The 14,569-nt window shown below is 46.4% G+C and carries 13 protein-coding genes; 1 reads left to right on the top strand and 12 read right to left on the bottom strand.

Going from position 1 to position 14,569, the window contains the following annotated elements; translation table 11 throughout:
• Positions 1-23: 23 nt before the first annotated feature.
• The 3 genes from traF to CBP12_RS02850 form a co-directional block, all read right to left on the bottom strand.
• Positions 24-1,280, bottom strand: a complete 1,257-nt coding sequence (gene traF / locus CBP12_RS02860) for a conjugal transfer protein TraF (RefSeq protein WP_232455183.1) — start codon at positions 1,278-1,280, stop codon at positions 24-26.
• A 143-nt stretch (positions 1,281-1,423) separates the two neighbouring features.
• Complete coding sequence (locus tag CBP12_RS02855; RefSeq protein ID WP_086962768.1) at positions 1,424-1,651, bottom strand: DUF3565 domain-containing protein; 228 nt, start codon at positions 1,649-1,651, stop codon at positions 1,424-1,426.
• Between the two features lie 6 nt (positions 1,652-1,657).
• On the bottom strand, positions 1,658-2,164 hold the full coding sequence (locus CBP12_RS02850; protein WP_086962766.1) for a DUF3087 family protein: 507 nt from the start codon (positions 2,162-2,164) through the stop codon (positions 1,658-1,660).
• A 90-nt stretch (positions 2,165-2,254) separates the two neighbouring features.
• Between CBP12_RS02850 and CBP12_RS02845 the strand changes: the two genes are divergently transcribed.
• Positions 2,255-2,758 (top strand): LabA-like NYN domain-containing protein, encoded by a 504-nt coding sequence (locus tag CBP12_RS02845; RefSeq protein WP_232455130.1) that lies wholly within the window; start codon positions 2,255-2,257, stop codon positions 2,756-2,758.
• Between the two features lie 46 nt (positions 2,759-2,804).
• Here CBP12_RS02845 and rplY read toward each other — a convergent pair whose 3' ends face one another.
• The 9 genes from rplY to CBP12_RS02800 form a co-directional block, all read right to left on the bottom strand.
• Positions 2,805-3,092 (bottom strand): 50S ribosomal protein L25, encoded by a 288-nt coding sequence (rplY, locus tag CBP12_RS02840; protein WP_086965320.1) that lies wholly within the window; start codon positions 3,090-3,092, stop codon positions 2,805-2,807.
• 131 nt (positions 3,093-3,223) lie between these two features.
• Positions 3,224-7,087: an ATP-dependent RNA helicase HrpA gene (gene hrpA, locus CBP12_RS02835; RefSeq protein ID WP_086962761.1), complete on the bottom strand. Its 3,864-nt coding sequence runs from the start codon at positions 7,085-7,087 to the stop codon at positions 3,224-3,226.
• Positions 7,088-7,849: 762 nt separating this feature from the next.
• Positions 7,850-8,323: an outer membrane lipoprotein gene (locus CBP12_RS02830; protein WP_086962759.1), complete on the bottom strand. Its 474-nt coding sequence runs from the start codon at positions 8,321-8,323 to the stop codon at positions 7,850-7,852.
• A 125-nt stretch (positions 8,324-8,448) separates the two neighbouring features.
• On the bottom strand, positions 8,449-9,585 hold the full coding sequence (locus CBP12_RS02825) for an MFS transporter (protein ID WP_086962757.1): 1,137 nt from the start codon (positions 9,583-9,585) through the stop codon (positions 8,449-8,451).
• Positions 9,586-9,698: 113 nt separating this feature from the next.
• On the bottom strand, positions 9,699-10,415 hold the full coding sequence (locus tag CBP12_RS02820) for a hypothetical protein (protein ID WP_086962755.1): 717 nt from the start codon (positions 10,413-10,415) through the stop codon (positions 9,699-9,701).
• A 22-nt stretch (positions 10,416-10,437) separates the two neighbouring features.
• Positions 10,438-12,060 carry a DUF2813 domain-containing protein gene (locus tag CBP12_RS02815; protein WP_086962752.1) on the bottom strand — a complete coding sequence of 541 codons (1,623 nt, stop codon included), beginning with the start codon at positions 12,058-12,060 and terminating at the stop codon, positions 10,438-10,440.
• A gap of 70 nt (positions 12,061-12,130) precedes the next feature.
• Entirely contained in the window at positions 12,131-12,412 is a 282-nt protein-coding gene (ppiC, locus tag CBP12_RS02810) for a peptidylprolyl isomerase PpiC (protein ID WP_086962750.1), read from the bottom strand.
• Positions 12,413-12,544: 132 nt separating this feature from the next.
• Positions 12,545-13,981, bottom strand: coding sequence for an aspartate kinase (locus tag CBP12_RS02805; RefSeq protein WP_086962748.1), 1,437 nt, complete (start codon positions 13,979-13,981; stop codon positions 12,545-12,547).
• A gap of 129 nt (positions 13,982-14,110) precedes the next feature.
• A complete protein-coding gene (locus CBP12_RS02800; protein WP_086962746.1) occupies positions 14,111-14,506 on the bottom strand; it encodes an ectoine synthase in 396 nt (131 codons plus the stop codon).
• Between the last annotated feature and the right edge of the window lie 63 nt (positions 14,507-14,569).

Below are 14,569 nucleotides of genomic sequence, written 5' to 3'. Positions count from 1 at the left end.
CTATTAACCAAAGTGTATCTTATTTAAAAAGTATAACTCATGGTAACGGCTGCGCCCATCGCTTTATCTGAGCCCACCATACCTGCTAAGTCTAAATGCACCACTTTAAACGGAGATAATCCAAGCCCTGCGGTGACCATATTAGGCATATCGCCTTTTAGATCGGTGCGATAGCCTGCACGAAGTTGTGCCCAGCCCCACGCATCAAGCTCACCGCCGACACTGGCATACTGAGAGCTCTTAATATGACTAAAACCTTTAGTTTCGGTTAAGTCCAGATCTGCGGCTAGGGTTCCTAAGTCAGTACGATACGCCACCCCAGTGGTCACTAACGGCGCAATTTGATAAGTAAACTTCTTGCCCTCAATCACTTTAGTATCCACATCTCGAGCAATTAAGTTGCGCGCACTTAAGCCAAAAGTGAGCTGGCTATAATCAAGGGCCAGACCTAAGTCGGCGTTAAAGCCCGTTTCACTGTCGCGATAACGGCTGTCATTAACATCACTGGTCTCAAAGTCGTCAACACGAGTGGCATAGTTAAAGGTATCTACTTTTTGTAGCTTAGGCGTCACACCCACATGCACGGGTAAGCCTTGTATCTCAACCACTTTTGCTAGCGCAAGACCATAATCTTGAACCAGGGCGGCCACGGCACGGCCTTCAGAGTCTAATTTAAGATCATTAGGTAGAGCACCAGCAACAGTAGCATCAGCAGCGGCTGCATCTAACAAGGCCAAATCGCTTTGTGCCACATTAGTAGCTACGGCCACTGAGCCATAACCATTAGCAAATAGACTGGCTGAGCCCCAACGAGCGGGCAAAGTAGCCACAATATTTACGCCTACATTACCATCTACGTATTTAGCATCTATTGAGCGCAGCTCACTGGCTAAATTTTTAGCTTCAATTTGCGCCGTAAGGTTATCACTGTTTTTAATTGCGGCATCAAAACGGTCATATATGTCTGACACATTATCAATACCATCGATCAAGTCATCTTTATCAGACACTTGAATGCCCACACTGGGTAGCACTAAAGAAAAGTCATCGGTTTTTTTATCATCTTTTGCGACTAATGCAGGGTTTACTAACGCTGCTATGCCATAGTGAGAGCTGGCAACGCCTACGCCGCCCATGGCATTATTACGAGCATCAAAATAAGTATTAGTAGCAAAAGCAGACGTACTTAACACTAGAGAGCTGAGCGCTACGCTCACAGAACACGCTAATTTATTTTTTATCATCGCCACATTATTCTCAGTCAATAATTGTCGCAACATAATATCCACAAAGTGCCACTTTCAAAGCAAAATAAACTTAAACAGCCATAAAATATTTATTTTATGGCTGTTCTTTGACGTAGCTTAAGTATGAGTAAAAATAAAAGTGTGTTTTTGAGAAAAAACTTGCCATTACGCCGTGTTTAGCATTCTTTACAAGGCAGCCAGCAGCCTACCATGGCGTGGCGAAGGGCAGGACTTAGCAACCAAGGTCGTTGGTGAAAAGGTGGCTGATGAGTAAGAAGCTGGTGGTGACCACAGCGCAATTCAACGCGCCATTGCTCACCTTTACTAGAGTAAAAAGCTAAGATGGGCTGTTTAGTTAAGCGTTTATTGCGCAGTGCTCGTTGGCGAGCAAACAAAGTATGCATTACAACTTAAAACTCAGTTAAAAAGTGCTCTTGATAGCGCTCAGCGTCCAGTGTGATCTTATACCGCTCGGCTAGCGCATCCAGTTCCGCCTGTTTAATGGCTAACTCTTCCATGATTATTATATTATCATCCAGTTGCCAAAGCTGGCGTGAGCCGGCGTAACTAAACTGTAAGGTTTGCATAGCTTGCTCATTGCCTTGTTGAGCGGCGGCTTCAACTTTGCGCATCTTACGCGTAATTTTGTTTAGCGCCCGCTTTAACTCCCAAACATACAAGACTTCTCGTAAATAAGTATGATGGCGATAGTGACTAAGGCAAAAGCCGACAATGGCTGCGGCAATCACCACCCCTAGGGCGTTCCAGTGAAAATGACTCCCACTGTCATCGGGAAATAAGAAAATTAACAGCTGGGACAAAGATAAGCTTAACACGGCCAGCGCCACACCACTGCCAATGAAAACGTGATTTAAATGGCGGCGATAACGTACTTTGTCTATGTCTATAAGGGTCATGAGTGGCTTTTGCTTAATAAAATAAAGCTCATTGTACCTTAATGACTTCAGTTGCACTATGGCCCCGCCCCACACTACATGAGTAAAGCTATGTCTATGGAAAAAGTCGCGCTATTTGTGGATGTACAAAATATCTATTACACCTGTCGTCATACCTTTGCTCAGCAGTTTGATTACAGCGCTTTTTTAGCGCAGGCTAGCGCTAATCGCCACCTTGTCGTCGCTTATGCCTACGCCATAGACAGAGACGATGCTAAGCAGCGCCAGTTTCAACATAAGCTACAGGAATTAGGATTTACGTTACGACTAAAACCTTTTATTCAACGCACCGATGGCAGCGCTAAAGGCGATTGGGATGTGGGGATTACGATTGATATGTTGGAGTCAGTGGCCTTAGCCGATACGCTAGTATTACTCTCTGGGGATGGCGACTTTGCCATATTAGCACAGCATTTAAGACAACATTACGCTAAGCGGGTCGAAGTGTATGGCGTGGCGGCGCTTAGCGCTAAAGCCTTGATGGAGGCAGCAGATAAGTTTATTGCCATTGAGCAAAGCTTACTACTAGCGCCCACTAAACGCCAAAGAAACTAAGCACAAAAAAGCCGCCTTGTAGGCGGCTTTTTTCGTTTCATTCGTATTAAGCGCGGATGAAATCTAAGTGAGTCAGTTTAGGTTTGAAAGGATGACGTTGTACGTCCTTAACCTGTACTTTCACTTCTTTACCATCGATAACCAAAGTCAAGACTTCTGAGTAGAAGCTATCTTCGGCTTGAGCGATAATGGCTTTTTTATGATCCAGTGCAACAGCTACTGGCTCTTGGCCTGCGCCATAAACGATGGCAGGTACTTTGTCTTCATGACGTAGGCGGCGGCTCGCACCTTTCCCCAAGTCTGAACGAACTTCAGCTTCAAATACGAATGACATAATTTTCTCTCTATAAGTAGGTGGTGAGTGCTGCGACCGACACTCACCGATAAAATGCGCGCAAATCATAGCACGCTCCCTCCCTGCCCACAACATAAAGCCACCTACTCTCGCGCTTATGAGATGAGCAATTAACTATTATTTATTTGCTGCAAAATACGCTTTTCTGAAATGGGATAAGCCGTACCCAGAGTTTGAGCAAAAAAGGACACGCGCAACTCTTCAATCATCCAACGGATCTCTAAAATCTCAGCAGGCAAGGCTTGGCCTTTGGGCTGTTTATTTAATAATGCTTGATAAGCGTCTTGGACTTGCTGAATTTTTAATAATTGCAATCGATCGCGGTTAGGATCTATGGGTAGCTTTTCAAGGCGGCGCAGTATCGCCGTTAAATAGCGACTCACCTCCAAGAGACGCTCGCCCCCAGTCACGGTAACAAAGCCCTTAAAAATCAAATTATTAAGCTGTGCCTGAATATCCGTCATGGCCATCGCTTGAGATAGGTCAATTTTTCCTTTTAAGCGCTTTTTAATCTCATGGCTTTGGCTTAATAAGGTTTCTACTTGCAAGGCAATGTCGGCTACGGTGTGATTTAGCTCACCCCCTACTTGGTCTTTAAGTATTGCAAACTCATCTGGGCTCCAAGCTGGGGCGTGATAACGGCGCATTAACACTTCTACGCCTGCGCGAATACAATCATCGACTAAATCCAATACTCGACCATAAGGATTAAAGTACAAGCCTAACTTTGCCTTATTCGGCAGCTTTTCATGTAAGTATTTAATAGGGGATGGAAGTTGCAATAACAATAAACGGCTTTGTCCCTGCCACATGGTCTGGGCTTGAGTCACTTCATCTTCACATAAAGTTAAGGCCACACTATCTTGGTGATCCACCAAGGCCGGATACGCTTTAACTGCAAACCCTGCTCGTTTAGCTTCATATGTTTTGGGAATGGTGCGCGCTGGAAAATCCCGAAGGTTAGTTTGTTCAAGGCGATCTTCATCCAGCGCATCACTAAGGGCGGTTTGCACCTGCCCTTGCAAAGATAATTTAATCGCCGCAAGATCTCGCCCCACCGCCAAGGTTTCTCCTTTAGCATCCACAATATTAAAGCGCATTAATAAATGAGGCGCTAGCGCCGACCAATCCCATTGCTCTTCAGGCACACTAACCCCGGTCATACGGCGCAGCTGCTTTTCCATTTGTACTAATAATGACCCTTCTTGAGCAGGCATGGCGGCTAACAGTGCATCGGCAAAATTAGGGGCGGGCACAAAATGCTTGCGCATTGGCTTAGGCAACGACTTTATTAAGCCAATAATTAGCTCGCGGCGCAGCCCTGGCACTTGCCACACAAACGCTTGGGGCTGAATTTGATTAAGCAAGGGCAAGGGAATGGTGACCGTAACGCCATCTTCTTTAAGCCCTGGCTCAAATTGATATTCAAGCGCTAAAGCAACCCCGTCATAATGCCAAGTATCAGGATAATCGGTGGCACTCACCTGTTTAGCGCTGTCATTGAGCAACATTTCAGTATTAAAGTGCCACAGTTGTACTTGGTCTTTAGCTTGCGACTTCCACCATTTATCAAAGTGGCGTAACGAGACGATGTCTGCAGGTAGTTTTTGATCATAAAACTCAAACAGCGTTTCATCATCAATCACCAAATCTCGACGGCGCGACTTATGCTCCAATGTTTCAGCTTGGCTTAATAATGCTTGGTTATGATGAAAAAAAGCATGTCGGGTATGAACGTCTCCTTCTACTAAGGCATGGCGAATAAAAAGCTCACGACAAAGCGTAGGATCAACTTGGCTGTAATTTACTCTTCTTCGTACCACTACCGGCAGTCCGAACAAATTAAGGCTCACAAAGGCCATTACCGCCCCTTGCTTTTTTGACCAGTGAGGCTCGCTGTAATGGGCTTTTAATAAATGGCCACCTTGGCGCTCTATCCACTGTGGTTCAATTTTTGCCGCAATGCGCCCATATAAGCGATGGGTTTCCATTAACTCTGCGACCATTAACCAGCGCGGTGGCTTTTTAGCTAGTTTAGAATTGGGAGCTAGGATAAAGCGCGTATTACGAGCGCCTAATAACTCTCTTTTATCGCCATCACGCATGCCCACTTGGCTTAATAAACCGCTTAATAGCGCTTCATGTAAATTATCGCTAATAGCAGGCTCACGGTTTTGTGAAAAACCTAAGTCGCGCACTTGGCGTAATTGGCTGTAGATATCTTGCCATTCACGCAGGCGTAAATAATTTAAAAACTCTTTCTGACACAGTTTTCGAAACTGGTTATTACTCAGCAAGGCTTGTTGTTCTTTAACGTAATTCCAAAGATTAATATAAGCGGCAAAATCTGAGTCGGTGTCAGCAAAACGTTGATGCTGCTCAGCGGCAGCTTGCTGCTTATCTTGCGGACGCTCCCGAGGGTCTTGGATACTCAGGGCCGCTACAATAATCATTACTTCTTTCACGCAACCTAACTCACGCGCCGCCAGCACCATACGCGCTAAGCGCGGGTCTACCGGCAGACTCGCTAACTCTTTACCTAGCGGTGTTAAGGCCAGTTTGTTTTGTAAAACGCTTACTGCACCCAACTCTTCTAAAAGACGGATGCCATCATTAATAAATTTGCGCTCGGGGGCTTGTACAAAAGGAAAAGCGGCAATATCACCCAAGCCTAAAGCCAGCATTTGTACAATTACTGAAGCAAGATTGGTACGCAAGATCTCAGGATCGGTAAACTCAGGTCGGTTATTAAAGTCATCTTCACTATACAAACGAATACAAACGCCTGCCGCTACGCGCCCACAGCGCCCCATTCGTTGATTAGCACTGGCTTGAGAAATCGGCTCTATAGGCAAGCGTTGTACTTTAGTACGATAAGAGTAGCGACTAATGCGCGCCGTGCCTGGGTCAATGACATAGCGAATACCGGGTACTGTCAATGAAGTTTCGGCGACGTTAGTAGCCAGTACAATGCGCCGCCCAGAGTGGGGTTCAAATATTTTATTTTGCTCGGCATTGGACAAACGTGAATACAAGGGTACCACTTCGGTATGGCGCAGCTGTAGTTTTCGCAGGGTATCAGCGGTGTCACGAATATCACGCTCACCACTTAAAAAAATTAAAATATCGCCATTACCCACTTGGCTGAGCTCGGCGACGGCTTCCACTATGGCTTGTTGTTGATCGCGGTCTTGCTCAAAGGGGCGATAGCGCACTTCTACCGGATAAGTGCGCCCTGAGACACTAATAATAGGAGCGTGATTAAAGTGTTCAGCAAAGCGCTCTGGATCTATGGTCGCTGAGGTAATAATCACTTTAAGATCGGGGCGCTTAGGCAGCAGTTGCTTTAAGTAGCCCATAATAAAATCGATGTTTAAACTGCGCTCATGCGCTTCATCAATAATAATGCAGTCATATTGACGCAACTGTCGGTCTTGCTGAATTTCTGCCAGTAAGATGCCATCCGTCATCAGTTTGACTTGAGTATGCTCACTCACTTGGTCATTAAAGCGAATTTTATAACCCACTCGTTGGCCAAGCTCACACTGTAACTCTTGTGCTAAGCGCGCCGCCACACTTCGAGCAGCCAGTCGTCTGGGCTGAGTATGGGCTATGGTGCCCTCGACTCCTAAGCCTAGCTCTAAGCACATTTTTGGCAGTTGCGTGGTTTTACCAGAGCCTGTTTCGCCCGCAATGATCACCACCTGATGCTCAGCGATAGTGCTTTTAATTAACTCTCGCTGCTCACTCACCGGTAAATCAATCGGATATTGGATGGCGGTGGCTAATAACGCGTGGCGGCGTTGGCGCTCAATAATAGAGCGTTGAATATCGCCCCCTAGCTTTTGCAGTACTTGTGCTTGCTTAGGGTGAGCAAGTTTTGCCGCTCCCCGTAAACGCGCACTTAAGCGCGCACGGTCACTACCACGACATTTTGTTAATTGTGCTTGCCACTGCTCCACCGACTGCGTCACGCCCACTCCAAGTCTCAGATTAAAACTGGCGCGCAGTGTAGCAGAAAACGACGTTCGAGTGATCTTAATGGCTGGCTGCCGCCATTATTTAGCCGCCGGCTGGTAGCTAAGCCCCAAGTACCTCATTTACTCATCTATTTTGTTTATAAGACCAGCTTCGCGAGATTTTGACAGTCAAGTCAGTTTAAAATAAATCTATGATTGAATTTCAACCAATAAATGTCTTTTTTATATAAGTAACTTCTTAATTAAATTACTAAGCTGCGCTATATTGATAAACTATTTTCTCGGAATGCTTTCAACCCCAAGTATTTCTTTGGCACCATAAAATCACTTAAGTCGTTGTTATTAAATAACTTGTAATTAATAAAAATGAAAAAATCACTATGAAAGGTGAATTATAAAGTCCGCTACAGAAAGCATTAGTACCAAAAATGAGACGTTGAGCACTATTTTTGATGATAACGCTCATATTTTCAATTTAGCGTTTGAAAAGCCAACGGAAGTGGCGTATATTCAATGCACAGTCAATCAACGAGGAAGGTTAAAAAATGAAAGAGTTAATTATTACTATCATTTTTACAGTCGGCGCTGCATTAGTCGCTATCTCTGCGCCTTCCTTGGCACAGATGTAAATGAGCCCAGGAAGTCCGCACTGTAAAAAGCAATAACAATAATAAAAGCACTACCCTAGAAATAATTACTACCCTCTTTACAACAAAAAGGCGCCCTAGGGCGCCTTTTTGTTAAGTGATAAGCCTATTAATAAGGGGCAACGCTAAGATTACTTCCTGAACCCACTAAGCGTACGCGTTGTCCGGGCTGCCAAGTCCGATCCGCTTTTTGTACTACGATTAAATTTTCACCGCTATCAGTTCTCACTTCAATTTCATAAGCTTTTACTTGGCTTAATTTATCTTCGGCACGCGAGCCCACCATAGAGCCGGCAATCGCACCTACTGCGGTGGCAAGGGCTTGTCCGGTTCCGCCACCCACTTGGTGACCTAAAATACCCCCTACTGCACCGCCGCCCACAGTACCAATTAAGTTAGGATTTTCATCACCGGCTTGAATAAGTACGGGGCGCACAGAAGTAACGGTCGCATAGGTCACACTTTGCGCTTGTTTAGCGGCGCGACTGCCGTACACATCGCCTGAATACACATCGGGGTTGGCACAGCCAGCCAATGCGAGCGCGCCTGCTAATGCCACTGCTGAGTAAGCTTTATATTTCATACTGGCCTCCAAGAAGGCAAAGGTGAAAGGACCGATCATATTACCTAACATATAGCGCACAAACAAAAATGAACACAGCTAAGCGCGGTGTTCATTCATAAAAATCACAATAAAAGAGTAATAAATTAAATAGTGGTGCCCACTGGCTTATCGGCGAGCAAGCGCATCATGAGTAATCCCACTGCCCAGCCACTCACTAGCAACATCACAAATAAAAACAAGCCACCTTGCTGGCGCTCTAACATAATGCCGGCGATCATGGGGCCGGTGAGCGAGCCAATGCTATAAGTGAACATAAGCTTTTGTGCCATTTTAACTAAGGCTCGCCCCTGCATTTTTCCGCAGGCATAAGACATAGTGGTGGGATATAAAGTAAACCCCCCGCCACCTAATAAGGCAAAGGCAATTAACTGAGCACTTTTACTGTCATATTCCCACAATATTACACAGCCCACTGCTACCATGGCCGTTTGTACGACCATCATAATGCGTTTACCGAAGGTATCGGCCAAGACGCCATTAGGTAACTGAAAAGCCATGCCACATAAAATAAGCCAAGCCATATATAAACCCACTTCCTCTCCTAACGCCAACTGCTCAAGCTGAATCGGCATTAAAGAAGACAAGGTTCCCAGTAGCATGCCTGCCACTAAGCACCCTACTAGCCCTAAGGTACGATCGGCGCGCGCCGTAGGCATCACCGCCATCTCAGTAGCACTTTGAGTGTGTAAGTCTGGCTGCTTTGCCCAATACAGCGGGAGCATGGACAAAAAACATAAACCGGTAGCCACCATAAAACCCGTTGCGCCCAGAGTTGGGACCCAGTCGATAAATAGCTGGCTAATGCCGTAGCTGAAATAATAAATCAACATATAACGCGCCATCGCAAAAGAGCGCTTATTAAGGGGAGATGCTCCCAACACCCAGCTTTCTACTGCCACAAAGCCAATGGCCGCAGCCATGCCAGCTAACATGCGCAGTAACAGCCACACCGGTAATAAATTAGTCCAAGTGAGCGCCCAAGCGGCCACACCTAGCACTAAACAACAGCACACCAGCGCGCGAATATGCCCTAAGCGTTGAATAAAATGATCGGCAAAAAAGCTCGCGCCCAGCATGCCTAAGTAAAAAGCGGAGCCCACTAAGCCAATTTGTGCCGCCGGCGTTCCCTGTGCACTTAAATACACCGCCACTAAGGTTAGCAAAAACGCATTACCTAAAGTAAGCAAGATAAGGTGTAGATAAAGGGGAATTAATCGCATGACGCCTCCGGATTTGAGGCGCGCATTCTAGGAGCCTTACGGCTCAAGCTCAACGAGAGAAATTGTTTATCAGGATGAGTTTTTTTGCTGTTTAATTAATGTTACCAACCCCATTAGGCTAACTGCCAAATAATGCTTTGCCCCAAGGTAAGTGCGCCTAAAATTAACAAGGTAGCAACCGCCAGCACAGGAGGCGAGGTCGCTTCTTTTCTAAATACCGGCCATAACCACACTAAGGCTCCCGCTAACACTAAGCCACAGAGCTGACCAAAGGGCCACACTAATGACTCAATCACTAACGCATCGGCTTGAATACTAGCTTGTACTACTAATACCAAGGTAAAGAGCAGGCTAAAGCCCACACCCACCAGGGGCAGTAACACATTAAATGCTTGTAGTCGGTGCTTGGCGCGTACCATGATTAAATGGCCAAATACACAACCCCCAGCGCCTAACATAAAAAGCCCAGCCGGCCCCACGCGAAACATAATCCACACCGCTAAGCCGGCAGCCATTAAGCTGGCAGGCCACTGCCAAGTGATACTGAGGCTGCGTTTTCCTGCTAGGCGGGCTTGATAAACTAATACGGCCAACCCCATTATTAAAGTAAGCGCGCCCCAGCCCAGCATCAGCGACGGCACCTTAGCTTCTACGCCGAGCATTAAACTTAAGCCCAATACCGCCCACACCGATACTAGACCATCACTAATCCGCCGACGTTGACCGGGGCATAAGTCACCTTTCATTAATACCAATACTAATAACGCCAACGCGCCAATGGCCGAAAGCGCGAGTGGCGCAAATAAGCGCCCAGCGAGTAAGTCTGTCATGACATCTCCAAAAATAACTCAGTTAACGTTGACGACGTGCATTCGCTATCATACGTGCAAACATACGACGAATTTCTAACGGCACTTTATGACTGCCCTGCAACTCAATAGCCTCAACCACTGCTAAGGCCATGCCCGGCTTACTACGCCGACTCAAGGCACGTTCAATAATGCGACTCACGGGCGTGTGTCTGTCATAAATTTGTGCTTCTTGGCGAAAAATAGGCTCTAAGCCATTCGCATATAAATAATGTTCAATATCAACGTTTGGCAACACGGTGAGGCGGTCTTCCTCACGCTCATTGCGTAATTGATTGCGCACACCTTGCGCATACTTTTGCCCGGCTTCATCACCATCAGTTAATAAATGCCAACCAATACCAAAATCTCTGGCTACTTTAAGCAAGGGGCTATAGCCACATTGGGCAAATTCAATAATGCGAATGCCCTCCGCAGGTAGCACATAGCCACAAATTCGCGCCAGTTCATTCAGTAACCATATCTCCGTTTCGCCCTCTACTAATAACCAATAGCGCGCAAATAAAGACATGGGACGGTTAATGCGCACATGAAAAGCGATACGGCGCATATCTTCGCCGTTATATTTTTCATTACCGATTTGAAAGCTTTTAGTTTGCTCTTTATAGCGCACTAAGCGGCGCAAATGATGCAGTGGAAACGCCGACAGTAAGTCACCTGAATTAGTGGTAACGAGTTTTTGCCCCGGAAAGCGATCCAATATCCCCCAGGTCGCTGCGAGCACCGTCGGGTGCAAGCGACTCTCTGGATCTTCAATTAATAATAAAGGACGCGCGCCAATCTCAATAGGACGACCGCCGCGCGCTTGTAAAATAGTGTGCGCTATGGCGGATAATGCCAGCGACAAGCCGCTTTCTTCTCCTTTAGGCTGCCAGTTATTAAAGCGTCCTAACTGGCTTAAGGTCACTGGGTGCATCGCAATATCACGGGCGCGGCGTGGGGCGCGGCTAGTGGCCCCTTGTGGCGTAAAATAGTGCTCAAGTAATTGGCGCACCGCATCCAGACCGGCTTTTATATCTTGTTGACTCAGCTCATCCGACGCCGCCAGCTGCTCACTCAATTGCGTTAATAACAGATCATAATCGCCACTTAAACTCACTATCGGTAAGTCTTGGGGAATACCGCGTGAATCTCGAAGGCGAAACACCGGATTCATTTCAATGAGTTGGTGCACTAATAACGCGCTATTATCAACGATTAACTCAGCGCCCGCGCCATTTAGAAAGCCGTGATAACTATGGACTTTTTCACCCTTGCGCTTAGCACTGGCGCGATAGTGAATACGATGAAAGCCATCTTTGTGTTTTACCCACGCCGGCGCAAGGCGCGCTAATCGCGAAGAATGCTCACTAATTCCAGGGCGATGCTCACGATAAGTCAGCGTGATGGATAAGTCATTGATCGAGTCATCAGACTCATGACGATAAAAGTCATCATCCAAAAATTGATAACAACAGCCGCCTTGACCCATGAGTCGAAACAGAGCACGAAAGAGGCTAGTTTTTCCCCAGGCGTTCTCGCCCATTAAAGCGGTGCTTTGATTAAGCGTAAGCGACAACTGGTTTAAACCTAAGAAGTTACGAATTTGGATATGTTCAAGAAACATGCGCACTCCTTGACAGGTAAGAATGACCGAACAAGTTGCGCGCAACTCCTTAAAAGGTCGGTTATATCACTTAAGTGCGATACAAGACTTTAATTAGATGATAACCAAAGCGACTTTTCACCGGCCCTTGAATAGCCAACTCAGGGCCTGAAAATACCGCTTTATCTACCGAGCCCACCATATCGCCTTTATTAAATTCCCCTAAGTCTCCGCCTCGTTTACCGGAGGGGCAAGTAGAGTGCTTTTTAGCTAGCTTATGAAAGTCAGCGCCTTTTCGTAATTGTTCTTTTAAGGCCAAACATTCAGCTTCAGTGTTCACTAAAATATGTAAGGCACAGGCTCGCTTTGCCATCACCAATCCCCTTTATCAATTAATGGCGCAGTGTGCCAAAAATCACGCCTTCAGGGAAGTCAAACAAAAACACCGCCTGCTAAGGCGGTGTTTAACGTTCGCTAAAAACTAGCAAGCTTATGGCGATTCATTTCATGCCACGGCTAACGCCACAGTTTCTGCATCCGTTTGCACCAGTTCATCATGTAGCGACACCACTGACTGCTCGTAGTATTCATCATCAACGATAAACTGCATCTCAACCGCACGCAGCGATTGGTGAACGGCTCGCACGGGTACGCCGGCTTTATTAAGGGCGGCAACTGAGCGCGCTAATAAACCAGGAATGCTCATATCACTGCCTACCGCCGAGACTACAGAAACTTTATGAGTGTTAATATCGGCGTTTTCAAAACGACGCTGTAACGCCGCCACTAACGTGCGCACGGTTTTACGGTTACCGGAAATATAGTAAGTCAGCGTATTAGCATTCATGTCTTTAGACACTAAGTTTAAGCGCATGCTATCCAATTCATCGGTAAAGCACTCTGCGTAATGAGAAACCCGCCCCACCATATCTTGGTCAAATAACTCAACGGCAAAGATATTACGCCGCCCTGCGACCATCTCCACACAAGGAGACGGGCTACGGTAATCGGTGGTAATCAAGGTGCCTTCATGATCCGGCTCAAAAGTATTGCGCACCCGCAGTGGAATATCTTTTTGGCGCAGGCCTTTAGCCGCTTGCGGGTGAATGGCTTCCATTCCTAAGTTAGACAACTGATCGGTCACATCATAGTTGGTACGGCCAATGGGGATCACTTGGTCTTCACCGGCTAAGCGAGGATCAGCACTGCTTAAATGGAACTCTTTATGAATAATGGCTTCACGGGCCTTACTGAGCACAGCTAAGCGACTAAACGTCATTTCACTGTAGCCGCGATCAAAGCGACTCATTAAGCCTTCTTTACAATGGGCATAGCCGGTGACGACGGGTAACTGACTACTAAGATCATAGCGCGCTAGAGTTTGAGTTAGCACCTCATCGAGCGGCAGCGCTTCATCACTGCGCCATCCCGTTAAGTCCATTAATACGGCATTTACCCCACTTTGGCGTAAATAAAGCACCATATTATGGGCACTGTGCGCTTCACCCATGGCTGCTAATAACTCACGAATGGTTTGTAGCTGTTCAGCTAATTGAAACTGACCAAAGGCGCAAACTTGGCGCAAGTGATGCAAACATTCCCGGATACCGGCAATGCGTTCTTGTAAAAATGAGTCGGCTAACGCTCGCTCTGGGCTTAAGCCAAACATATCTTCATTAATTTGCGCCATGCGATTAAGCACATTATCGAGGGCTTGCTCCCACGCACTGTCATCTTCTGCATCGGCATAGGTCGCATAGACGCCAGGCGCACCGGTGCGCTTACATTCTAATAAACCATCGGTGACGCCACCAAAGGCAGACACCACCAACAGGCGCTGGTAATACTGCTCGGGAGTGCGATTGTGCAAAATAATATTATCGCGCACGGCTTGGTACTCGCTCATCGAAGTACCGCCAATTTTTTCTACTGTGTGTGACACATCTATTCCTTTTTTTAAAAACAGATCTTAGCTGTAGTCGCACATTTTCATTGGGCCTGGAAGCATACCTGAACCTGCCCAGTGAAAATGCTCGTAAGCGGGAGCGGACTCCCGCTTGCAGCATGAGACTTATTCGCTATCCAAAGCATAAACGCCATCGGCATCATGTACTTCTTTACCGCTTAGCGGCGGATTAAAGACACAGGCTAACTTCATATCTTCACTGCCACCACGTAATAAGTGGTTGTCGTGTTTGTCTAAAATATACAAAGTGCCCGGCTTAATGGGATAAATTTTGCCATCAGCCAAGTCTTCAATTTCACCATCGCCGCTCATGCAATACACAGACTCCAAGTGGTTCTGATAATGAATATGAGTTTCGGTATTGGCATAAATAGTGGTGATATGAAATGAAAAGCCCATATTGTCATCTTTTAACAACATGCGCGTACTTTCCCAAGTGCCAGTCTCAGACTTAACACGGCGTTCACTTTGCTCACATTCGGCTAAGGTACGTACTATCATGGGATTTCCTTAATTTGTGACTGTGCGCTAAGGACTCGCCTTAGCAATGAAATAAAACTGCCA

This window comes from Oceanisphaera avium (assembly GCF_002157875.1).
Lineage (GTDB): Bacteria > Pseudomonadota > Gammaproteobacteria > Enterobacterales > Aeromonadaceae > Oceanimonas > Oceanimonas avium.
Note: the sequence above shows the minus strand (reverse complement) of the source record. Positions and strands in the feature narration are given on the sequence as shown.